Origin of the sequence: Cetobacterium sp. NK01 (assembly GCF_024506395.1) — a bacterium.
Lineage (GTDB): Bacteria > Fusobacteriota > Fusobacteriia > Fusobacteriales > Fusobacteriaceae > Cetobacterium_A > Cetobacterium_A somerae_A.
In genome coordinates this window covers 239,784-261,597 of record NZ_JANIBO010000002.1, presented here as the reverse complement: position 1 = coordinate 261,597, position 21,814 = coordinate 239,784, and the positions used below count along the sequence as shown (strand labels likewise).

Here is a 21,814-nt window from a genome sequence, read left to right as displayed (position 1 = left end):
TAATTTGTTCCATAAAGCAATATAAAATTCAAAAAAAAGAAAATAAAAAACGCATTTAATTAATCAATAAATGCGTTTTATAAACTTATAGTTTTTAAAATAAACAACTTATTTAGAAAAGTTACTAGCGTTTTCTCCAGCTATTTTCCCAAAAACAGTTATATCAACAACAGCGTTTCCACCTAATCTATTAGAACCATGAATTCCACCAGTAACTTCTCCAGCAGCAAAAAGTCCATTTATAGGGGTGTTATTAGATAAAACTTCAGCTTTCTCGTTGATTTTAATTCCTCCCATAGTATGATGAACAGCTGGAGCTACTTCAACACTATAAAAAGGTCCTTCAGTAAGAGCAGTAGGTAAATTTTGTCTGTCAAATTCAGGATCTTGTCCTACTTTAACACTTTCGTTATACTTTGAGAAAGTTTTCTCTAATTCTGTAGCTGGAATATTTAATTTTTTAGCAAGTTCAGAAAGAGTATCACCTTTAGTTAAGTAACCTTTTTTATCATAACTATCGATAGCTTTTAAACTTTTTTTAACAGTTTCGTCAAACATAAGATAGGCACTTTCACCTTTTTGTGCAAGCTCAGCTTTAGAAACAACGTCTCTAGTATCTAGTTCATTAACAAATCTTTTTCCATCTCTATTAACAAGAATTGCTCCATTCCCTCTAACAGCTTCAGTTATCATAACGCTATTAGTAGGAATAACTGTTGGATGAGTTTGGATTTGATCCATATGAATTAAATCTACATCAAGAGGTTTAGCCATAGTAATACCATCTCCAGTTGCACCTTTATGGTTTGTAGTTCCAAATCCTTTTAAAGATGATACATTTTCAACAATCATTTCTGAATTTGCTCCAAAACCACCTGTAGCAATAATAACAGCTTTAGAATTGATTGTATATTTTTGACCAGTTGGAGCTTTAACAACTATTCCCTTAACAGCTTTACCATCATAGATGATAGATTCAGCAAAAGTTGATAGTCTAATATCAACTCCAGATTTTTTAGCACTTTCAGAAAGAGCGGCAACAACATTAGGACCAACAGGAGCACCTCCAGTAGGTCGATGAGTTCTATTAACACTTTGACCACCCATTCTTCCAAGATCAGATAAATCAGCGCCTTTATCCATTAACCAATCTACAATTTCAGCTGAAGAGTCAGCCATTTTAGTAACTAAAGTTTTATCATTAGTATTTTTTCCCCCTTTCATAGTATCTTCTATGAAAATATCAACGGAGTCATTGACACCTTTAGACTTTTGAACGGATGTTTCAGCAGCGTTAAGGCCACCTGTAGCATAATTAGTATTACCACCTAGAATAGCGGCTTTTTCAACTAAAATAACATTAGAACCATTATCTTTAGCGGCAATAGCAGCAGTAAGACCAGCTCCACCTCCACCTATAATAACAACATCTGTAGTAACATCATTATAAACTATAACTTTTTTTTCTTTAGGAGTTAGCTTAGCTCCTGATTCTTTGATAGCTCTATCAACAGCTCTTTTTAAGCCTACACTAGTAGAAGTTGCACCTGCTACATTATCAACTTTAGTTGATTGAGTTTCAATAATATCTGAAATTATAGACTTCATTCCATCTCTTGTAAAATCACTTTCTTTTTCTTCTAAAATTTCAATATTTTTAATTTCGTTATTATTAATATCCACTTTAACTTTGATATCCCCATTATATCCCTTAGCTGACGAAATAAATTCTTTTCCTTGAACTAAAGTTGTTGTTAAAAGTAAAGAAGCTAAAATGCTAACATACTTTTTATTAAAAAATTTCATAAATATATTCCTCCCTCGATTTATATGAATAATAATACTAATATACAATAGTAATAGTTTAAAATAAAAGTGAATAAAAATCAAGAAAAATATAATAAAAAATGACGGAAAGTACAAATTCCGTCATTTTTTATTATGTTTAAACTATTTTTTTTCCATGATATTCAGTGTTAGGAATTAATTTGTTAACTTTTTCAAAATTTTCGTATGTCACTCCACCACAAACTACAATTTTTATTTTATCTTGAGCGATATTAATGAATTTATTTAAAAGATCAGCTCCCTCAAAAGCAATAGCTTTTTTACCAGATGTTAAAATACGATCGACTCCAAGTTCTGCTAGTTTCAAAATTTCATCTTCTGGATTATCGATTTCATCAATAGCTTTATGGAAAGTAATACTCATTGGTTTTGAAAGAGTAACTAACTCTTTTAAAAGAGTATAATCAATTTTTTTGTCTTTTGTTAAAACTCCAAATACAACTCCTAGAACTCCAAGTTCTTTACAAATTTTGATATCTTCTTTCATAATTTCGATTTCAGATTGAGAGTAGCAGAAATCTCCTCCTCTAGGTCTAATCATAACAAAAGCTGGGATAGCTAATTCTCTAATTTTTTTGATTGTTCCATAAGAAGGGGTTGTTCCTCCTTCATATAAATTTTCACAAAGTTCAATTCGATTAGCACCTTTTTCAATAGCTAAAAGAGCTTCACTATACGAACCTACACATGCTTCTAAAGTTATAGGGGATTTAATTATTTCAATTGAATCATTAGGAAGAATAGTTCCCCCTTTTAAAACTTTTCCAAAAACACCCTCACGAGGCATTATACAATCTCCAACTCGATGATATATTTTACAATGATGATGACACTGTTTACCTTTTTGAGTTATTTCAAGAAGAGAATCTCCAATTTTTAAAATACTTCCCACAGCAAGATTTTTTAAATCAATTCCTTGAATGATTAAATTTTCCCCAAAAGCACCAAAATCAACATTACCACCTTTTTTATTAAAATCCTCGATTTTTTCAACTTCTAACAGACTTATTTGTCTATGCCAGTTTCCCCCATGAGCATCTTTTTCAAGACCAAAATTTTCGATAAGAACTCCTTTGTCCACAACAGTTTTTTCAGTCCCCTTATTCTCACTTATACAAATTGCAATAACCTTTCCCATATCATCCTCCTATTTTATTCATCCCTTTAGATTCAATATCTTCAACTATATCAGTTTTATCCATGCGATGTTCTTTTGGTTTTATATTATATATAGCTTCTTTTATAATAGAAGCCAGATCTTCTATGGATATATTATTTTTTAAATATGGTAATAAATCAATTCCCTTATCATAATGTAAGCATAGCTTTAAAAATCCATTAGATGTAACTCGAACCCTATTACAAGTATCACAAAATCTATTAGAAAGAGGACTAATAAATCCAATTTCTCCTATAAATCCAGGAACTTTATAATATAAAGCGGGACCATCTGTTGAATTAGTTAAACTTTTTTCTAAAGGATAATTATCTTTTATTAAGGATAGAATTTCTGAGTTTTTTACAGAAATAAATTTTTTACCTTCTCCAATAGGCATAATTTCAATAAAACGTACTCCTATATTTAAATTTTTAGTTAAATTTACAAAGTCTAAAATTTCATTATCATTAATGCCTTTCATAATAACGACATTTAATCTAACTTTTTCAAAATTTTTTAAAGAAGCTTCTTTTATAGTATTAAAAACTTTATAAAAATCTCCCCCACGAGTTATTTCGTTATATTTTTCTGGAATTAGACTATCTAAGCTTATATTGATTCTACTCAAACCATTTTTTTTAAAAGTATCTAGATTTTCTAAAAGATTAAATCCATTAGTGGTAATTGCTATTTTTTCAATTTTTTGGATATTATTTATTTTTTTTAAAATTTCTTGAAAATCTTTTCTAATTAAGGGCTCGCCACCAGTTATCCTAACTTTTTTTATACCAATTAAAGAAAAAGCTTTAACAATTCTCTCTATTTCTTCGCTATTTAATAAATCACAATTTTTATAAAAGCTTGTATCTTGTTCAGGAAGACAATATTGACATCTTAGATTACAATGATCTGTAATAGATAATCTTAAATAGTTAATTTGTCTTTTACTTTTATCTAACATAGGATCTCCTTTATATAATGATTGGAATTTTAGTTATCATAATCTTTTTTAAATTCAATTTTAGCATTTAAAAACTCCTCCATTTCTTGTAAAAGTTGAAAAAGAGTAGCTCGATTTTCAAACTCAGCTCTAGTTTTAGGAAGAGGAAAATTTGAAAAGAGTTCTTTTAAATCTTTATGCTCTTTTATCAATGGGGTTGTTTTTTTATTAACTTCAACATTTTCAGATACTTTACTTATGAAGTCTGCAATAATAATACTATATTCATGGGTGATATATAATCTTTTAAAACAAGTTCTCATTCTAGTTAAAATTCGATACTGTCTTCTTCTCATTGAAAAGAAATTAAGATGTTCGTTACATTTATCAAAAAGAGAGTTATCATAATCTAATAAAGAAAATTTTCGTCCTTCTTCAATAGTTGCTTTTAAAGCTCTAAAATTTTTATCTTCATCTACAGAAACACAACTACATTTTAGACTTTCAGAAATATCTGAAAGTATTTGTTTAAGAAGAGAGTCAACCTTTATTTTAATAGAATCAATAGTTTTTTCATTAGTTGGCATGTAAAGATTTAAAATATTTCCAATAAATAAACCAAGAATTAAAACATAAAATTCATTGAGTAAAAATTCTATAGATATTGATTTTTCACTTAGAATATGTGTAGCTAAAACAGTAGTGACTAAAAATCCTTGTACAATTCTAAATTTGATGCATAAAGGCATAAAAAGAAGTATAAAAAGACCTAAGGTAATATAATGATAACCTAAAAATGAAGATAATAAAATAAAAAGAGACATCCCTAAAATAACAGCAAAAAATCTCTCAATAGTAATTTTAATACTATCACTTTTAGTTGCTTGTATAGAAATAATAGCGATAATACTTGCTGTGAGACCATATTTTATGCCAAAATAATCAGCAAGATAATATGCTAAAAATGAAGCTAAAGCAGTTTTTATAACTTTATGATCAAAATATTTAAACATAATAACTCCTTAATTAAAAATACTAAATTTGAAATTTTCCGCAATTTCCTCAAGAACAGCAATTCCACCAATGGAGTTACCTTTAAGATCTAGAGCAGGGCCAAAAACACCGATTCCCATTTTTCCAGGAACAACAGATAGAATTCCACCTCCTACACCAGACTTAGATGGAATTCCAACTTTAATAGCGAATTCACCAGAACCATCGTACATACCACAAGTAACCATAAGTGTTTTAACTATAGTAGCAATATGCTCACTAACGATACGTTCACCATTTTCTAAAACACCGCCTTTAGCAAGAAATAGACCTATTTTAGCAAGATCTATAGCAGTGACTTCAATGGAACATTGTTTAAAATAAATATCTAAGACTTCTTCAACATCTCCAGTGATTAAACCTTCTCCTTTTAAGAAATAGGCCATTGAACGATTTTTATTACCAGTCTCTTTTTCACCTTGGTATATTTCTTCATTAACTTTTAAATTATTATTACCTGAGATTAATTTGATGAAATTAAGAACTCGTTCAAATTTTTCTGTACTATTTTCACCTTTTATCATAGAGCAAACTTCAATAGCACCAGCATTAATCATGGGATTAAAAGGTTTCCTCATTCTACCAGTTTCTAATTTTCTAATAGAGTTAAAAGCATCACCACTAGGTTCCATTCCAACCTTAGAAAAAACATATTTTTCACCTCTATCAAGCAAAGCTAACATCAGAGTTAAGGGTTTTGAAATGCTCTGAAGAGTAAATTTAATATCTGCATCACCAGCTATAATAATTTCACCAGAAGTATCAGTTATACAAATACCTAAATGATTTTTATTAGCACTAGATAATCCTGGGATATAGTCAGCAACTTTTCCTAGTTCGCAAACATATTTATTTCTATTAATAACGCCTTCTAAAAAACTTTTCATAAGTATCCTCCGCAATTATTCTTTATCTTTATCTAATTATATATAAAAAAAAGCAAAATATCAAAAAAATAATAAACTTATTTAAGTTCTTTATATTTTTTTCTAAATTGTAATGGAGTATAAAGAAATTTTCCCTTGAAATTCAAAGAAAATTTACTAGAGTTTGAAAAGTTTAATTTATAAGCTATTTCAGTTATAGATAGCTCTGTTTCTATAAGAAGAATGGATGCATACTCAAGTTTTTTATTTATAATGTATTTAGAAGGACAAGTGTTATAATTTCTCTTAAAAAGTTGAATTAAAGTATTTTTATTAAAACCAAATATATTTTGCAATTGAGTTATTGATAAAGTAGGATTTTCTAAATTATTGTCGATAAATTTAGTTATTTTAATAATGCTATCTTCTGAAAGAACCTTAAAGTTTAAATTTTTTTGTTCATTTAAAAGTTCTAAGATTATTTTAGTTAAAAAGTTTAAAACAAGAATTCTATTGTTTTTTAAACTATTTAAATTTTCAAATAAAATAGAAGATACCTTATCAATTTTCCAAGGAAGTTTTTTCATAGAATAATTAATCTCTTTAATATTAAAATCTTTTAGAAAGTTATCCTTAATATGTATTGTTAAATAATTAATATCATTTGTTAAAACCTTATATTGTCCCAAAGATATACCATTAGTTATTAAAGCTTCGTTTTCATTTAATATAATAGTATCTTTTTTAAAGCCTATTTGTCCAAGTTCACAAAATCGAATTGTAAGGCCAAAACTAGAAAATAAAGAGGGATTGAATTCTTGGAAAAAATTTTTTTTAATTAAAATAATGTCGCAATATTTATCAGAGTATATTTCATAAAATTCTTTTTCTGAAGAAAAATATTCAAGTTTTTCTTGAAACATCTCTTTATTGAATTCGTATACATTTGAGATTAAAGATATATTTTTAGTTAAAAAATCTATTATAGAATAAGTGTATCTACCCTCTTTTTTTATGTTTTCAATACTTTGAAAAGAGTCTAAATTGTAGATAGTTCTATTTCTATAGTACTCTAATGCTAGTTTGAAATTTTTTTCTTTTGTCTTGTTAGTTATAAATATTAAAGATTCCTTGGTATTTAAGATATCATAAATATTAAAATTTTTATTTAAAGCTTTTTCATGAAAAAAGGTGATTATTTCTAGTTGATCTTCTAAAAAAAATTCTTGAACACTTTCAATAAAAAATTTATAAAGATTGAGAACTTTTAAATACTCGTAAAAAAGAGTTTTATTATTATTTTTTATTAAGTCTTCTAATTTATATATAATATTTTGATTCATTAACTCACATCCTAAATTTTATTTATTATAATATATTATATTTTTTTTAAAAACAATCTTTTTATTTTAATAAAAGTGAAAAAAAGTACATTTTTTTTATAAATTTAAAAAAAATATGTACAAAATTTGAAAAAAACCAATTTATAAAAAAATATTATGACGTTTTGTTTAAAAAAAAATGAATAAAAGCTATTTTTTATAAAAAGAAAAAACCTTATACTTTTTAAAGTTAGAAATATTTATAAAGGAGGAAAATAAGTGAGCATAAAAGTCAATAAAAAAGAGTATGACTTTGTAGAAAATAAAACTCTTTTAGACTTTTTAAGTGACTTAGATATAGCAATTCCAACATTATGTTATGATGAAAGAATAGAGCATAATGAACAAGAGTGTGGAATATGTGTTGTAGAAGTAGATGGTAAATTAGAAAAAGCTTGTAAAGCTAAACTAAAAGATAACACAATAATAAAAACCCACAGTGAATTGGTACTTAAAAAGAGAAAAGAGATATTAGGTAAAATAATTGATAAACATGCTTTAGATTGTTTAGGGTGTAAAAAATCTGGAGAATGTAAATTACAAGATTATTGTTATGAATATGAAATTCATACTAGCAAGAATGGTTACGAAGAAAATTTAAAAATAGATAATTCAAACCCTTTTTATACAATAAATCCTAATAAATGTATAGCTTGTGGAAAATGTGTAGAAATTTGTAAAACTCTTCAAGGAAGTAATATATTAGAATTAAAAGAAAAAGATGGAAGAAAATATGTAGGTACTAAACTTGAAGAAAAAATTAATAATACTAAATGCATGTCTTGTGGAAATTGTGTAAGTATTTGTCCTGTAGGAGCCTTACTTCCAAAAGAAAAAGAAAAATTTAGACATTGGGAAACAAAAAGTGTCAGAACAACATGTTCATATTGTGGTGTTGGATGTCAAATAGATTTTTTAGTAAAAAATAATAAAATAGTAGAAGCTAAACCAGCAAATATAGCTCCTAATGATGGATTATTATGTGTAAAAGGAAAATTTGGATATAAGTTTGTTAATCATCCCGATAGAATAAATACTCCATATATAAGAAAAAATGGTGAACTAAAGCCTGCGTCTTGGAAAGAAGCATACACTCTTATTGGAGAAAAAATGAGAGAAATAAAAGATAATTATGGATCAGATTCTTTTGGAGGATTAACATCAGCAAGATGTACAAACGAAGATAATTATATATTTCAAAAACTTTTTAGAGCGGTAATAGGAACTAATAATGTAGATCATTGCGCTCGTCTTTGACACAGTTCAACAGTTGCCGGGTTAGCAACTACGTTGGGAAGTGGAGCTATGACTAATAGTATTGAAGAAGTTGTAGACTCAAAAGTTATCTTTATAATAGGGTCAAATCCTCGAGAAAACCACCCTGTTATTGGAGCTAAAATAAAAACAGCTAAATTAAATGGCGCAAAAGTGATTGTTGCCGATCCTAGAATGATCGATTTAGCTGATGATGCAGATGTATTTTTACAATTAAATTTAGGAACTAATATTTCTCTTATTAATGGTATGATTCATGTAATAATAAAAGAAAAATTATATAATAAAGAGTATATAGAAAAAAATACAGAAAACTTTGAACACTTAGTTAAATTAGTCGAAAAATATACACCAGAATATGCAGAAAGTATTTGTGGTGTACCTAAAGAATTAATAGAAAAAGCTGCAAGAATATATTCAAGTGATGTAGCCTCTATTTTTTATGCCATGGGAATAACACAACATAAAGCCGGAACAAATGGAGTTATGAGTTTATCAAATTTAGCTTTATTGTGTGGAAATATAGGTGTTAAATTTGGAGGGATTAATCCTTTAAGAGGGCAAAATAATGTTCAAGGATCATGTGATATGGGAGGATTACCAGATTCATATCCAGGGTATCAAAAAGTATATAATCCTGAAGTAAAATCTAAATTTGAAAAAGAATGGAAAGTAAAATTAAATGATAAAGTAGGGTACACTATACCAGAAATGATGCATAAAGCTTCACATAATGAATTAAAATGTTTATATATAATGGGTGAGAATCCAATGGTTTCAGATCCGGATATAAATCATATAAAACACGCTTTAGAATCTTTAGAATTTTTAATTGTTCAAGATATATTTATGACAGAAACAGCTCAGTTAGCAGATGTTGTTTTACCAGCCTTATCTTTTGCTGAGAAAGATGGAACATTTACTAATACAGAGAGAAGAATTCAAAGAGTTAGAAAAGTTGTAGAAAGAGAGGGCGTTGAGCCTGATTGGAAAATTATAAATAATATTATGAATGTTTTAGGTTATAAAGAGATTTATAATTCTGCAGAGGAAATAACAAAAGAGATTGCAAAGGTAACTCCACAATATAAAGGATTAAATTATACAGTGATAGATAAGATAGGAATTCCTTGGCCTATAAATGAATCAGGAGAAGGAACATCTATTCTACATAAAAATAATCCTATGAGAGGAAAAGGACTTTTTGTACCATCAGAACAAGAACTTTTAGGAGAGAATCCGTGTAGTCAATATCCTTATTTATTAACAAATGGTAGAAATCTATATCACTATCATACAAGAACTATGACAGGTAAAGTAGATGGATTAAACGAAAAATCTCCAGATTCATACATTGAAATACACCCACAAACAATGAAAAAATTAGGCATAGTAGAGAATGAAATTATAAGAGTTATATCCAGAAGAGGTGAAATTAAAACTAGAGTAACTTCAAATGACGGAATTTTAGAAGAGTTATTTTTTATGCCATTCCATTTTGCAGAAGGAGCTTGTAACGTATTAACTGGAGCTGATCGTGTAGATGAAAAATGCGGAATTCCAGAGTTAAAAGTTACAGCAGTAAAAATAGAAAAGTTGATTTAGTGGAGGAATTATGAATTTTCAAATAGAAATTGATGGGATTTTAACAGAAATTAAATCTACACAAACAATACTAGAAAGATGTAAAGAGTTAGGTATAAATATACCAACTCTTTGCCATCATGATGATTTAGGATCTCAAAAAGTTTGTGGAATATGTATTGTAGAATGTGATGGAGAAACTTTAAAATCTTGTGAAACTTATCCTAAAGATAAAATGGTTATAAAAACAAGAACTCCAAAAATAATTAAAGAAAGAGAAAGAATTTTAAAAAATATTATGAAAAATCATCCTAATGATTGTTTAACTTGTGAAAAATCAAAAGGGGATTGTGAATTACAAAATATATCTTTTGAATATAATATAATAAATAGGAATTTAGAGAATATAAAAAAATACCCACTAGATAGCGGTTCCTCAGGAATAACTAGAAATATGAATAAATGTATTTTATGTGAAAAGTGTGTAGCTGTTTGCAAAAAAGTCCAAGGACTTGAGATTTATGAAGTTGTTGAATTAAATGGAGTCAAAGAGATAATTATAAAAGATGGAAAAACATTGGAAGAAAGTAAATGTGTTTCTTGTGGTCAATGTGTTAAAGTCTGTCCAGTAGGGGCTTTGACAGAGAAAAATAGTGTAACAGAATTAAATAAGTTATTAAAAAGCTCTGAAAAACATATTGTTGTTCAGATGGCTCCTGCAATAAAGCATACTATAGGAGAAGAGTTTTTTCTTGCTCCAGGAATAGATGTAACATCTAAAATGGTAGGAGCTTTAAAAAAACTAGGCTTTGACAAAGTTTTTAGTACAGATTTTTCTGCAGATGTAACAATAATGGAAGAAGGAAGCGAATTAATTCAAAGAGTAATAAAAGGTGATGGTAAATTACCAATGTTTACTTCATGTTGTCCAGGATGGGTAAATTATGTGGAACAATCTTATCCAAGTTTTATAGAAAATTTATCAACTTGTAAATCGCCTCAGCAAATGTTTGGTGCATTAGCAAAATCATATTACTCAGACACATTAAATATTCCTAAAGAGGATATATACGTTGTTTCAATTATGCCTTGTACAGCAAAAAAAGGTGAAAGTGAAAGAGCTGAGATGCAAAAAAATGGAATTAAAGATGTAGATTTAGTAATAACAACAAGAGAGTTTGCTAAGTTAATAAAAATGAATAACATAGATTTTAATTTAATGCCAAATAATTTAACCTATGATTCTTTTATGGGATTAGGATCTAGTGCTGGAAGGATATTTGGATCTTCTGGTGGTGTAATGGAAGCGGCACTAAGAACAGTAAGTCATATTTTAACAAATGGACAATTAAATCAAATAGAGTTTCAGAACTTAAGAGGATTTGAAAATGTAAAGTCTGCAGAGATAGATTTAGGAGAAAAAATAATTAAAGTTGCAGTTATAAATGGAATAGGTTCAGCAAAAAAAGTTTTAGATGCAATAATAAATAAAGAGGTTTCATTTGATTTTATAGAAGTTATGGCTTGTTATGGTGGATGCATAAGTGGCGGTGGAGCACCTATCCCAGATAATTTAGAAATAAGAAAATCTAGAATGAATGGAATGTATCTATTTGATTCAACTTCAAATTTACGAAAATCACATGAAAATGAAGAAGTATCTAGCCTTTATAAAAACTACTTGAAAGAACCTTGTGGTCATAAAAGCCACCATATTTTACATACTACATACTCTAAAAAGTAAAAAATATGAAGTATGATAAAAGTGTAGTTTTATTAGCAGGTGGAAAAGGAAGTAGATTAAATTATATTGATAAAAGTTTTTTAAAATTTAATGGAAAAACATTTGTTGAAATTATTATTGAAAAACTTTCCAAATTTTCAGAAATTATAATAATATCTAATTCCCCAGAAAAATATTTAGGTTATAATTTAAAGGTTATAAAGGATGAAATAAAAAATGTAGGTCCATTGGGAGGAATTTTAACAGGATTAAAAAATGCCACAAATGAAGAGTGTCTTATTTTATCTTGTGATACACCATTTTTAGAAGAAGAGTTTTTAGAATATTTAGGAAGATTCAAAGGTGATTATGATATTTCTATACCTATTCATAACTCTTTTAGAGAACCGTTATGTGCATTGTATAAAAAAAGTAGTATGGATGAAATAATAAATTGTATTAATAATAAAGAGTTTAAAATAGCTAATATTTTTAAAAATTTAAAAATAAATTGGATAAATATTAATGAGTTTGAAAATTTTAATAAAATTTCAAGCAGTTTTTTCAACATTAATACTTTTGAAGATTTAAAATTAATGGAAAAAATGTAGGATAAATTTTAAAATTTATCCTATTTTAATTTTTTCCTATTTTAGTATAAAAAAAAGTAAAATAAAACAAAAGGAATAAAAAAAGTTGTAAAAAAACTAGTATAATAGTATAATTGTTCATATTTTATGAGGAGGGATTGAGATGAAAAAATCTATATTTTTAGCGGGAGTATTGTTATGTGCAAATATTTACGCAGGTGAAATATTAATGGGAACAACAACATCATTAGATGACACTGGATTTTTAACTGAAATTTCAAAAACATTAAAAGAAAAAAAAGGTGTCGAATTAAAGTGGATAGCAAAAGGAACTGGTGAAGCTTTAGAGTTGGGAAAAAGAGGAGATGTAGATATTCTTTTTACTCATGACCCTGGGAGAGAAAAAAAGTTTATAGAGGATGGTTATGGAGTAAGAAGGTACCCTTTAATGTATAATTATTTTGTTGTTGTAACAGATAATGAGAAAGATTTAACAAACTATCCTAAAAATTTAAATGAATTATTAAATAAAATTTCTAAGGAAAATTTAACGTTTATATCAAGAGGAGATAAATCTGGAACTCACTCTAAAGAGCTTTCAATGTGGAAAGAAGCTAAGGTTGATAAGGATTTTAAGAATTATAAAGAAGCTGGACTAGGAATGGCAAAAACTTTAAATTTAACTTCTGAATTACAAGGATTTACTTTATCTGATAGTGGAACATTTTTAAAAGTTAAAGAAAACTTTAAGTTGCAAGAGGTACCATTAAATGAAAAAGAACCTTTGAAAAATATATATTCAATTTTAGAGCTTTCAGATGTTAAAGATAGTAAAAAAGATGATATAAAAATATTTATAGAGTTCATGCAATCTAAAGAAGCTGAAGAAATCATGAAGAGTTATGGAAAAAATGAATTCGGAACACCATTATTTTTTGTAGGTAAATAATGTGGAGAGGGAGATAATAGATATAGTTTTACTCTCTATATTTGTTACAGGAATCGCAAGTATATTAAGCTCAGTAGCTGGTTTTTTTATAAGTTTATGGTTGTTTTTTAAAAAAGGTAAGGGATTTAAAAAAATATTAGAGTTTTTTAGGGCATTAACTGGAGTTCCTACTATAATTTTTGGATTAATAGTTTTATTAGCTCTTTCAAGAAGAGGTATTTTAGGACCATTAAATTTATTATTTACTCCAACGGCTATAATAATAGCACAATTTTTATTACTATTACCATTGGTAGTAACCTTGTGTTCGGAGCTTTTAGAAAGTGAAGGAATAAAAATTCTAACAACTTGTAAAATATTACATATACCTAGAAAAAAATTAAATCAAGTTTTTTTTAGAGAGTTAAAATCAAGATTTTTAGGAATATTTTTGATAGCTTTTGCAAGAGGAATTTCTGAAGTAGGGTCAGTTATGCTTGTGGGAGGAAATATTAAAGGATCTACAAGAGTAATGACAACTTATATTGCACTTTCTACATCTATGGGAAATTATAATACTTCATTAACAATAGCGTTGATATTATTTACTCTCTCTTTTTTACTAAATTTTTTAATAAAATGGGTGAAAGAATGATAGAAATCAAAAAATTAAAAAAGTATTATGATAAAAAATTAATTTTAGAAATAGAAAATCTAAAATTCTCAGAGAGAAAAATTTATTCAATATTAGGGAGAAATGGGGCTGGAAAGAGCACACTACTAAAAATTTTAGGTGGTATTTTATCTTCTGATGAAGGAGAATTAGAATATAATGTTGATAATACAATTCTATGTACTCAAGAACCACTTTTTTTAAAAGGAAATGTTATTTATAATTTAACAGAACCATTTAAATTAATTGATGAAAAAATAGATTTAGAACAAATCTTAGAATTATTAGATATATTTCAAATAGCAAATTTAAAAGAGGCTAAAGTTAACAATTTATCTGGAGGAGAAAAAGCAAAAGTTCAATTTATAAGAACAATACTTTATAATAAAAAGATAATGTTATTTGATGAGCCAACGGCAAGTATGGATAAAAAAAGTAGCTATTTAGTAGAGAATATATTAAAAAATATGAGAGATGCAGGGAAATTAATAATTATAATAACTCATGACTATGAGCAAGCAGTAAGAATAAGTGATTGTATTTATGAAGTAGATGAAGGAAAATTATCTCTAAAATAAATTTGATAATGTTTAAATATAAAAGTTGTGTATAAGGAGTAATATGTTAAAAAAAAGTAATGTATGTGAAGAAGCACCGGTAGAACTTCTAGTAAATAGGGAGAAATTAGTAACTTTTATGTGTTCACCTTATGATTTAGAAGATTTAGCATTAGGACATCTCTATACAAGAGGGATAATAAAAGAAAAAAATGAATTAGAAAGTGTAGCCGCTTGTAAAGATGCAAAACTTATAGCAACTTATACTTCGAATGAAGTAAAAGATGATTTATTTACAATTCCAAAAGTAGTTTTAAGTGGATGTGGAAATGGAGCACTTTTTGATGAAAAAATTATGGAAAAAGAAAAAATAGAATATCTAGAACAAATATCACTAGAAAGAATAAAAAAGGTTGCTAGAGAAATGTTAGAAAATGCAATTATGTATAAAAATAGTGGTGGAATGCATTGTGCAGCAATTGGAAATATAAAAGAGGAAATAGTAGTCAGAGAGGATATAGGAAGACACAATGCTGTTGATAAGGTAATTGGAGCAGCCTTAAATAAAGAGTTTGATTTAAAAAATTCCGTTATTACAACAACAGGAAGATTATCTTTAGATATGGTACTTAAAGCTGTTGCAACTAAAATACCTGTTGTTGCTACAATAAGTATTCCTAGTAGTTTAGCAATAGAGCTAGCTGAAAAGTTAGGAGTTTGTTTAATCGGAAGAATTGGAAAAAATGAACCAATAATTTATACATATAAAGAGAGAATAAAATAATATTATATCTAGAAAGTTAAGTAGATAATAATAGATTATTAATATTTCTAGTTATTATATAAGAATTTCCAATGATATTATTATTACAGTTGAGTATAGGAGTTTGTTGGTTAATAAATAAATATCAGGAGGAGTAATGAAATTTTTTAAAACTATAAGCTTAAAAGAAGCTATAGATAAGATAGAAGAAAAATTAGATAAAAAATTAGAAATAGAAGAGGTATCAATAGAAAAGGCTTTAAATAGAGTTATAGCAGAAGAAGTAGCTTCAAATATAGATTTACCATCATTTAATAGATCTACTGTAGATGGATACGCGGTTAAAGCAAAAGATGTTCATGGAGCAAGTGAATTTTCTCCAGTTTTATTAAAAAATATTGGAGATGGCAAAATGGGAGAAGAGAATGCCAATTCAATAGATTTAGGAGAGTGTATGTATATTCCAACAGGTGGAATGTTGCCTAACGGATCTGATGCAATGGTTATGATAGAAGATTGTGAAAATCTAGGAGAAGAGGTACTTATAAATAAAGGTGTTTCTGAATTTTCAAACATAATCATAAAGGGATCAGAAGTAAGATATGAGGATTTACTGGTTAAAGTAGGAGAGAGAATAACATCAAGTCACATAGGAGTTTTATCATCTGTTGGTGTATCGAAAGTCAAAGTTTACAAAAAAATAAAATTTTCTATAATTTCAACAGGTGATGAAATTATAGAACTAGGAAAACCTTTAAAAATAGGTGAAGTTTATGATATAAATACAAATGCTTTTAGAGCTCTAATAGAAGAAGGATTAGGTGAAGTGACAACTACATTTTTGGTTAAAGATAATTTAGATACACTATCCTTAACGTTAGAAAAAGCTGTAAAAAATGCAAATGTTGTACTAATATCTGGAGGAAGCTCAGTGGGAGTTAGAGACTTCACTGAAAGAGCAATTGAAGATATTGGTGGAGAGATATTTATTCATGGACTTTCTTTGAAACCTGGAAAACCTACTATAGTAGCAAAATATAAAAATAAATTTATTTTTGGAATGCCTGGACATCCACAGTCTGGAATAAATGTTTTTAAAGCCTTAGTAGAACCGATATTTTTGAATAGAAAAAGAATTAAAATATATGGAGAATTAGGGGAAAATATTTATGGTGATCCTGGAAAAACATGCTTTATAAATGTAAAGTTGAAAATAGAAAGCCAAAAAATATTGGTTTACCCATTAATGAGTAAATCTTCGATGATAAGACCACTTTTAGATGGTGATGGATATATATCGATACCTGATTATAAAGAGGGACTTTATAAGGGAGAATTAGTGGAGGTTTTATTAAATGACTAAAAGAAATATTTATATAGATAATATTGATGTAGATATAGCTTTAGAAAAATATTTTTCTGAGATACCATTAAAAGTAAAAAGTGAAAAAATATCAGTTTTAGATTCAGTAGGAAGAGTTACATTTAAAGCTATTTATGCAAATTATTGTTCACCGACATATGCAGCAAGTGCAATGGATGGAATTTTTATATTTTCTCAGAAAATAAAGGAAGCTACAGAAGTCAATCCAGTGTATTTAACTAAAAACGACTTTATATATGTTAATACAGGAAATCCTTTAGATTTATCTTTGGGTGATTGTGTTGTTATGATAGAGGAGTTAATAAATTTATCTGATGGAAACTTTAAAGTTATAAAAAATGCTAAGCCTTGGCAACATATAAGACCGATAGGTGAAGATATTATAGCTGGAGAAATGTTAATGAAATCTAATCATAAAATTTTACCTCAAGATTTAGGGGCCCTTATAACTGGAGGAGTAAAGGAAATAGAGGTTTATAAAAAACCAACTGTAGCAATTATTCCAACTGGAGATGAAGTTATTGATATATTTAAAGAAGAGTTCAAAGAAAAATCAGTAATAGATTGTAATTCATATATTTTTTCTGCACAAATAAAAGAATGGGGTGGCGTTCCATATATTCAAGAAAGATTAAAAGATGATTACAATGAAATGAAACAAAAAATAAGTGAGTTTTCTAAAAATTACGACATTGTAATAATAAATGCAGGATCGTCGGCAGGAAGTAAAGATTATGCAAAGAGTGTAATTGAAGAAATAGGAGAAGTTATTATTCATGGAGTTGCAATAAAACCTGGAAAACCAACAATATTGGGAAAAGTTAATAATAAGCCTGTCATAGGAATACCAGGATATCCAGTTTCAGCATTTTTAGCTATGGATATTTTTGTAAAGCCTCTTTTGGAGAAAGTAACTAGTATTTTTAATGTAGAAAATTTTATAGAAGGAAAATTAGGGAAAAGTATAGTATCATCCTTAAAACATAAAGAGTTAATAAGAGTTACACTACATAAAAGTTTAGATGACTATATAATCATGCCTTTAGCTAGGGGTGCTGGAATTACAACAAGTTTATCTAAGGCAGATGCTATTTTAGAAATTCCTAAATCAATTGAAGGTATTGAAGCAGGAGAAAGAGTCAAAGTAAAGTTATTAAAACCGTTAAAAGAAATAGATGATAATTTAGTTTCAATAGGAAGTCATGACATTGTTATGGATTTAATAGGGGATTCTATAAAACTTTGTTCTACTCATGTAGGCAGCTTTGGTGGAATATTAGCAATTAAACAAAAGAATACAGATATTGCACCAATCCATATGTTAGATGAAGAGAGTGGTGAATATAATATTTCTTTTATAAAAAAATATTTTCCAAACGAAGATATGACTTTAGTAAAGGGTGTTGAAAGAATTCAAGGATTAATGGTGGAAAAAGGTAATCCATTGAATATAAAGAGTATTGAAGAGTTATTTAAGAAAAATATTAGATTTGTAAATAGACAAAGAGGATCTGGAACAAGAATACTTTTAGATTATTGGTTAAAAAAAGAAGGCTTAGATTTTAGAAAATTAAATGGATATGATTATGAGGTAGCAACACATTTAGATGTTGCCATGGCTATAAAAAATGGAATAGCAGAAGCAGGGTTAGGAATAATGGAAGCTGCAAAAATAGCTGATTTAGAATTTATTCCTTTATCCAAAGAGGAGTACGATTTCTTGATTAGCCCAGAAATAAAAAATGATAAAAAGATCCAAGAATTTATTGAATTTTTAAAATCAGACTTTTTAAAAGAGAAAATTGGTAATTTAGAAGGATATAGTTTAAATAAACCAGGAAAAATAATAGAAATAAAATGCTCGAGATAATCTCGAGCATTTTATTTTTAAAGATTGAAAAAAATATCGATAGTTTCATCATCTGGTTTCTCTCCAAAAAGAGACCCTAAGATAAATACTATTAAACTCATAATAATAACTGGTACAATTTGATGTAGCCCAGAAAAAGTAATTTTAAATACAGAAAAATATATATACGAAGCTACTCCAAAAATCATAGATGAAATAGCACCTAAAGCATTAGCTCTTTTCCAATATAACCCCATAATAATCGGACAAAAAAATGCAGCTTCTTGACCAGCTAAAGCAAAAAGATTTATCCAAACTAAAAGATCTGGTGGATCAAGAGATAGAAGAAAAACAATTATACCTATAAAAAGTGAAGTAAATAGTGATAATTTTTTAATTTTTCTATCTCCTGGATTTGGATTAATATAGTTAATGTATAAATCTTTAACAATAGTAGCAGAAGATAAAATTAAAAAGGAGTCAACTGTTGACATAATAGCAGCTAAAGGGCCACCAATAAATACTCCTGCTAAAATAGGATGAAGTTTTGAAATAGCTAAAGTTGGAATAATTTTATCTCCAATAGTTATCCCAGGAAGTATTGCCACTCCCATTACGCCAATAAGATGCATAATAAGCATTAAAATTCCTACAACAGAAGTTCCAATAATCATTGCATTATGCATAGATTTGCTATCTTTGAATCCCATGCATCGAACAGAAGTTGCAGGTAATCCTAAAATTGCAACACCAACTAGCATCCAAAAGGAAAGAATAAAAGGTTTAGCGATAGCTCCACCAGAATCAGGTGTCAATAGTGCTGGGTTTGTATGTTCAATAGTTCTCATTATATTTTCCATTCCGCCACCAGTTTTTAAAAGTGTAACAAATAGAATTCCTGAGGCAATTAACATAACTCCACCTTGAATAGCATCGGTTAAAGCAACAGCTCTAAAACCACCAATAGTAGTATACGTTATTATAACAAAGGAGAAAATAATTAATCCTACAATATATGGAAGACCAGTTACACTTTCAAAAAGTCTAGCACCTCCTACAAAGTTAGCAACAACTGTACCTATAAAGAAAACTAACATAATGACAGAGCCTAAAATAACTACAATATCGTTTTTATATCTTGCTCGAAGTAGATCAGTAATTGTAAGACCTCCAATTTTACGAGATATTATAGCCAAACGTTTTCCAAGTATGCCCAAAGTTAAAAATGCAGTAGGAGTTTGAATGCAAGCCAATAAAACCCATCCAAGGCCAAGTTTATAGGCTACACCAGGACCACCAATAAAAGAGCTTGCTCCAATATAAGTGGCTATAATAGTCATGGCAAGAACAAATCCACCCATATTTCGACTACCAATAAAATATTCCTCCATAAAATTAACTTCACCATTATTTTTGATTTTGTTAACTTTCCAAGCAACTCCTAACATTAAAAAAAGATATAGAATAATAGGTAAAAGTATAAGCATTAATCCTCCTGATCTAAATTAATATCTTTGAAAAAAAGTTTAACAGCTATAAAAACTAAGATATTTATAACAATTAAACCCAAAACACATGAATAAAAAAACCAACTAGGTAAGCCCCAAATAAATTTGTTGGTATCTACTTTATATATGTATGCAAAATAATACCACCAACAAAAATAAAATAAATATAAAATGCATGTTATAATTGCTTCCTTATTAATTTGTTTAATATTTTTACTCATAAAAACCTCCTCAACGTAAAAAAAGAGAGCAGAGTATGCTCTCTTTAAAGTTTTAGATACTATTGTCTCTCGCTTTTTAATTTTTCAGCCATAGCTTTAGCAATATTTTCTAATTTTCTTTGATCCTCTAGAGTTGGTTCTCCCTTAGCTTCAACAGCATCAGCAATAACCTCTAAACCAGGAAGAGCATCAGCAAAAGCCTGTATTCCTCTTACTCCTCCACCGCTCCATAGCATATTTCCGAAAATTCCAAGATATCTATTTTTTAAACCGTAATTTCTTAATTTATGTAAAAGTCCTTGTAAAACAGGATAAACATCATTGTTATGAGCTGCAGATCCAATAATAAGCCCTTTATATTTCCAAATATCGCTAATAATATAAGAGTGATCAGTTTTTGAAGCATCGTATATTTTTATATTTTTAATTCCATTCCAAGCTAGTTCTCTAGCAATAACATTTGCCATTTTTGCAGTTGTTCCATAAAGAGTACCGTAAACAATTACAACTCCTTCTTCTTCAGGGGTAAAACTTGCCCAATTTGCAAAGTGATTAATAACAACAGAGATATCTTTTCTCCATAAAATTCCATGTGAAGGACAAATATATTTTATTTCAAGTCCTCCTAATTTATTTATAGCATTTAAAACTTGAGGACCATATTTCCCTACAATATTAGAGTAATATCTTCTCATCTCATCTTCATAAAAAGAGAAGTTAATTTCGTCGTCAAAAATTCCACCATCTAAAGTTCCGAAACTTCCAAAAGCGTCATTAGAGAATAAAATTTTATCAGTCATATCGTATGTAACCATTGATTCAGGCCAGTGAACCATAGGGACCATAGCAAAAGTTAAAGTATGATGACCTAAACTTAACTGATCTCCTTCTTTTATACATATAAATTTTGATTCATCAAAATCAGGAATAAAAGCTTTAATCATCTTTAATGTGATTACGTTTCCAATAAGTTTAGCTTCAGGGAAGTGAGCCATAACTTCACCTAAAGAACCAGAGTGATCTGGCTCCATATGATTAACTATAATGTAATCTAGAGCCTTTCCTTTTAATATTCCATTTATCTTTTCAATAAATAACCCAGCAGTAGAGAAGTCAACTGTATCAATTATACAAGTTTTTTCATCGTTTATTAAGTACGAGTTATAAGCAACACCTTGCGGTAATGGCAAGTAATTTTCAAATCTTTCAGTTTTTCTATCGTTAGTTCCAATCCAGAAAACTTTTTCTGTAATAGGCGCATGATAATGCATATTTTCCTCCTTGATATTTTAATATATATTAACTCACTATATTTTAATCTAAAACTTCTAAAAATTCAACTATAATTGCAAAAATAAACAATAATTAAATATAGGTTAACAAAAACTATACAAAAAAAATATAAAAAGCACAGTGGATAATTAAATAATGTAGAAAAAAATAAAAAAAGTTTTACGAAAATTACAAGTGGTGATATAATCAATCTAAAGCTAGATACACAAAAATTACAA

General features: G+C 27.9%; 18 protein-coding genes and 1 pseudogene. 9 read left to right on the top strand and 10 right to left on the bottom strand.

Annotated elements, in window-relative coordinates:
* Positions 1-108 precede the first annotated feature (108 nt).
* The 7 genes and pseudogenes from NON08_RS10405 to NON08_RS10380 form a co-directional block, all read right to left on the bottom strand.
* Positions 109-1,806: a flavocytochrome c gene (locus tag NON08_RS10405; protein WP_256691512.1), complete on the bottom strand. Its 1,698-nt coding sequence runs from the start codon at positions 1,804-1,806 to the stop codon at positions 109-111.
* Between the two features lie 139 nt (positions 1,807-1,945).
* A complete protein-coding gene (locus NON08_RS15055; RefSeq protein WP_319941562.1) occupies positions 1,946-2,551 on the bottom strand; it encodes a copper homeostasis protein CutC in 606 nt (201 codons plus the stop codon).
* A 30-nt stretch (positions 2,552-2,581) separates the two neighbouring features.
* A pseudogene (locus NON08_RS15050) lies at positions 2,582-2,986 on the bottom strand (MOSC domain-containing protein); the annotation flags it as partial.
* Position 2,987: 1 nt separating this feature from the next.
* Positions 2,988-3,968 carry a GTP 3',8-cyclase MoaA gene (gene moaA, locus NON08_RS10395; RefSeq protein WP_256691510.1) on the bottom strand — a complete coding sequence of 327 codons (981 nt, stop codon included), beginning with the start codon at positions 3,966-3,968 and terminating at the stop codon, positions 2,988-2,990.
* 29 nt (positions 3,969-3,997) lie between these two features.
* Positions 3,998-4,960 carry an aromatic acid exporter family protein gene (locus NON08_RS10390; RefSeq protein ID WP_256691509.1) on the bottom strand — a complete coding sequence of 321 codons (963 nt, stop codon included), beginning with the start codon at positions 4,958-4,960 and terminating at the stop codon, positions 3,998-4,000.
* A gap of 9 nt (positions 4,961-4,969) precedes the next feature.
* On the bottom strand, positions 4,970-5,887 hold the full coding sequence (gene glsA / locus NON08_RS10385) for a glutaminase A (RefSeq protein ID WP_256691508.1): 918 nt from the start codon (positions 5,885-5,887) through the stop codon (positions 4,970-4,972).
* A gap of 77 nt (positions 5,888-5,964) precedes the next feature.
* Positions 5,965-7,209 (bottom strand): helix-turn-helix domain-containing protein, encoded by a 1,245-nt coding sequence (locus NON08_RS10380; protein ID WP_256691507.1) that lies wholly within the window; start codon positions 7,207-7,209, stop codon positions 5,965-5,967.
* Positions 7,210-7,467: 258 nt separating this feature from the next.
* Between NON08_RS10380 and fdhF the strand changes: the two genes are divergently transcribed.
* From fdhF to NON08_RS10335, 9 genes are all read left to right on the top strand, one after another.
* A complete protein-coding gene (fdhF, locus tag NON08_RS10375) occupies positions 7,468-10,128 on the top strand; it encodes a formate dehydrogenase subunit alpha (protein WP_256691506.1) in 2,661 nt (886 codons plus the stop codon).
* A 10-nt stretch (positions 10,129-10,138) separates the two neighbouring features.
* Positions 10,139-11,851, top strand: coding sequence for a 2Fe-2S iron-sulfur cluster binding domain-containing protein (locus NON08_RS10370; protein ID WP_256691504.1), 1,713 nt, complete (start codon positions 10,139-10,141; stop codon positions 11,849-11,851).
* Positions 11,852-11,856: 5 nt separating this feature from the next.
* On the top strand, positions 11,857-12,441 hold the full coding sequence (locus NON08_RS10365; RefSeq protein WP_256691503.1) for a molybdenum cofactor guanylyltransferase: 585 nt from the start codon (positions 11,857-11,859) through the stop codon (positions 12,439-12,441).
* A gap of 142 nt (positions 12,442-12,583) precedes the next feature.
* Positions 12,584-13,369 (top strand): substrate-binding domain-containing protein, encoded by a 786-nt coding sequence (locus NON08_RS10360; protein ID WP_256691502.1) that lies wholly within the window; start codon positions 12,584-12,586, stop codon positions 13,367-13,369.
* Between the two features lies 1 nt (position 13,370).
* Complete coding sequence (locus NON08_RS10355; RefSeq protein WP_256691501.1) at positions 13,371-14,003, top strand: ABC transporter permease; 633 nt, start codon at positions 13,371-13,373, stop codon at positions 14,001-14,003.
* Positions 14,000-14,599, top strand: coding sequence for an ATP-binding cassette domain-containing protein (locus NON08_RS10350; protein WP_256691499.1), 600 nt, complete (start codon positions 14,000-14,002; stop codon positions 14,597-14,599). Before NON08_RS10355 ends, NON08_RS10350 begins: the two co-directional genes overlap by 4 nt.
* Positions 14,600-14,642: 43 nt before the next feature.
* Positions 14,643-15,362: a formate dehydrogenase accessory sulfurtransferase FdhD gene (gene fdhD / locus NON08_RS10345; RefSeq protein ID WP_256691498.1), complete on the top strand. Its 720-nt coding sequence runs from the start codon at positions 14,643-14,645 to the stop codon at positions 15,360-15,362.
* Positions 15,363-15,498: 136 nt separating this feature from the next.
* Positions 15,499-16,704, top strand: a complete 1,206-nt coding sequence (locus NON08_RS10340) for a molybdopterin molybdotransferase MoeA (protein WP_256691497.1) — start codon at positions 15,499-15,501, stop codon at positions 16,702-16,704.
* Complete coding sequence (locus NON08_RS10335) at positions 16,697-18,595, top strand: molybdopterin biosynthesis protein (protein WP_256691496.1); 1,899 nt, start codon at positions 16,697-16,699, stop codon at positions 18,593-18,595. Before NON08_RS10340 ends, NON08_RS10335 begins: the two co-directional genes overlap by 8 nt.
* Before the next feature lie 17 nt (positions 18,596-18,612).
* Here NON08_RS10335 and panF read toward each other — a convergent pair whose 3' ends face one another.
* The 3 genes from panF to NON08_RS10320 are packed head-to-tail and all read right to left on the bottom strand — an operon-like array spanning position 18,613 to position 21,574.
* Entirely contained in the window at positions 18,613-20,061 is a 1,449-nt protein-coding gene (gene panF, locus NON08_RS10330) for a sodium/pantothenate symporter (protein ID WP_256691495.1), read from the bottom strand.
* Entirely contained in the window at positions 20,061-20,303 is a 243-nt protein-coding gene (locus NON08_RS10325; RefSeq protein WP_256691494.1) for a YhdT family protein, read from the bottom strand. Before NON08_RS10325 ends, panF begins: the two co-directional genes overlap by 1 nt.
* Positions 20,304-20,362: 59 nt before the next feature.
* Positions 20,363-21,574: an FprA family A-type flavoprotein gene (locus NON08_RS10320; RefSeq protein WP_256691493.1), complete on the bottom strand. Its 1,212-nt coding sequence runs from the start codon at positions 21,572-21,574 to the stop codon at positions 20,363-20,365.
* Between the last annotated feature and the right edge of the window lie 240 nt (positions 21,575-21,814).

Excerpts from the sequence above, each read along its gene's own strand:
- NON08_RS10405 (WP_256691512.1), bottom strand. The coding sequence starts at position 1,806 with ATGAAATTTTTTAATAAAAAGTATGTTAGCATTTTAGCTTCTTTACTT.
- NON08_RS10390 (WP_256691509.1), bottom strand. The coding sequence starts at position 4,960 with ATGTTTAAATATTTTGATCATAAAGTTATAAAAACTGCTTTAGCTTCA.
- NON08_RS10320 (WP_256691493.1), bottom strand. The coding sequence starts at position 21,574 with ATGCATTATCATGCGCCTATTACAGAAAAAGTTTTCTGGATTGGAACT.
- NON08_RS10380 (WP_256691507.1), bottom strand. The coding sequence starts at position 7,209 with ATGAATCAAAATATTATATATAAATTAGAAGACTTAATAAAAAATAAT.
- NON08_RS10365 (WP_256691503.1), top strand. The coding sequence starts at position 11,857 with ATGAAGTATGATAAAAGTGTAGTTTTATTAGCAGGTGGAAAAGGAAGT.
- NON08_RS10360 (WP_256691502.1), top strand. The coding sequence starts at position 12,584 with ATGAAAAAATCTATATTTTTAGCGGGAGTATTGTTATGTGCAAATATT.
- NON08_RS10370 (WP_256691504.1), top strand. The coding sequence starts at position 10,139 with ATGAATTTTCAAATAGAAATTGATGGGATTTTAACAGAAATTAAATCT.
- panF (WP_256691495.1), bottom strand. The coding sequence starts at position 20,061 with ATGCTTATACTTTTACCTATTATTCTATATCTTTTTTTAATGTTAGGA.
- moaA (WP_256691510.1), bottom strand. The coding sequence starts at position 3,968 with ATGTTAGATAAAAGTAAAAGACAAATTAACTATTTAAGATTATCTATT.
- NON08_RS10340 (WP_256691497.1), top strand. The coding sequence starts at position 15,499 with ATGAAATTTTTTAAAACTATAAGCTTAAAAGAAGCTATAGATAAGATA.
- fdhD (WP_256691498.1), top strand. The coding sequence starts at position 14,643 with ATGTTAAAAAAAAGTAATGTATGTGAAGAAGCACCGGTAGAACTTCTA.
- NON08_RS10325 (WP_256691494.1), bottom strand. The coding sequence starts at position 20,303 with ATGAGTAAAAATATTAAACAAATTAATAAGGAAGCAATTATAACATGC.
- glsA (WP_256691508.1), bottom strand. The coding sequence starts at position 5,887 with ATGAAAAGTTTTTTAGAAGGCGTTATTAATAGAAATAAATATGTTTGC.
- NON08_RS10335 (WP_256691496.1), top strand. The coding sequence starts at position 16,697 with ATGACTAAAAGAAATATTTATATAGATAATATTGATGTAGATATAGCT.
- NON08_RS10350 (WP_256691499.1), top strand. The coding sequence starts at position 14,000 with ATGATAGAAATCAAAAAATTAAAAAAGTATTATGATAAAAAATTAATT.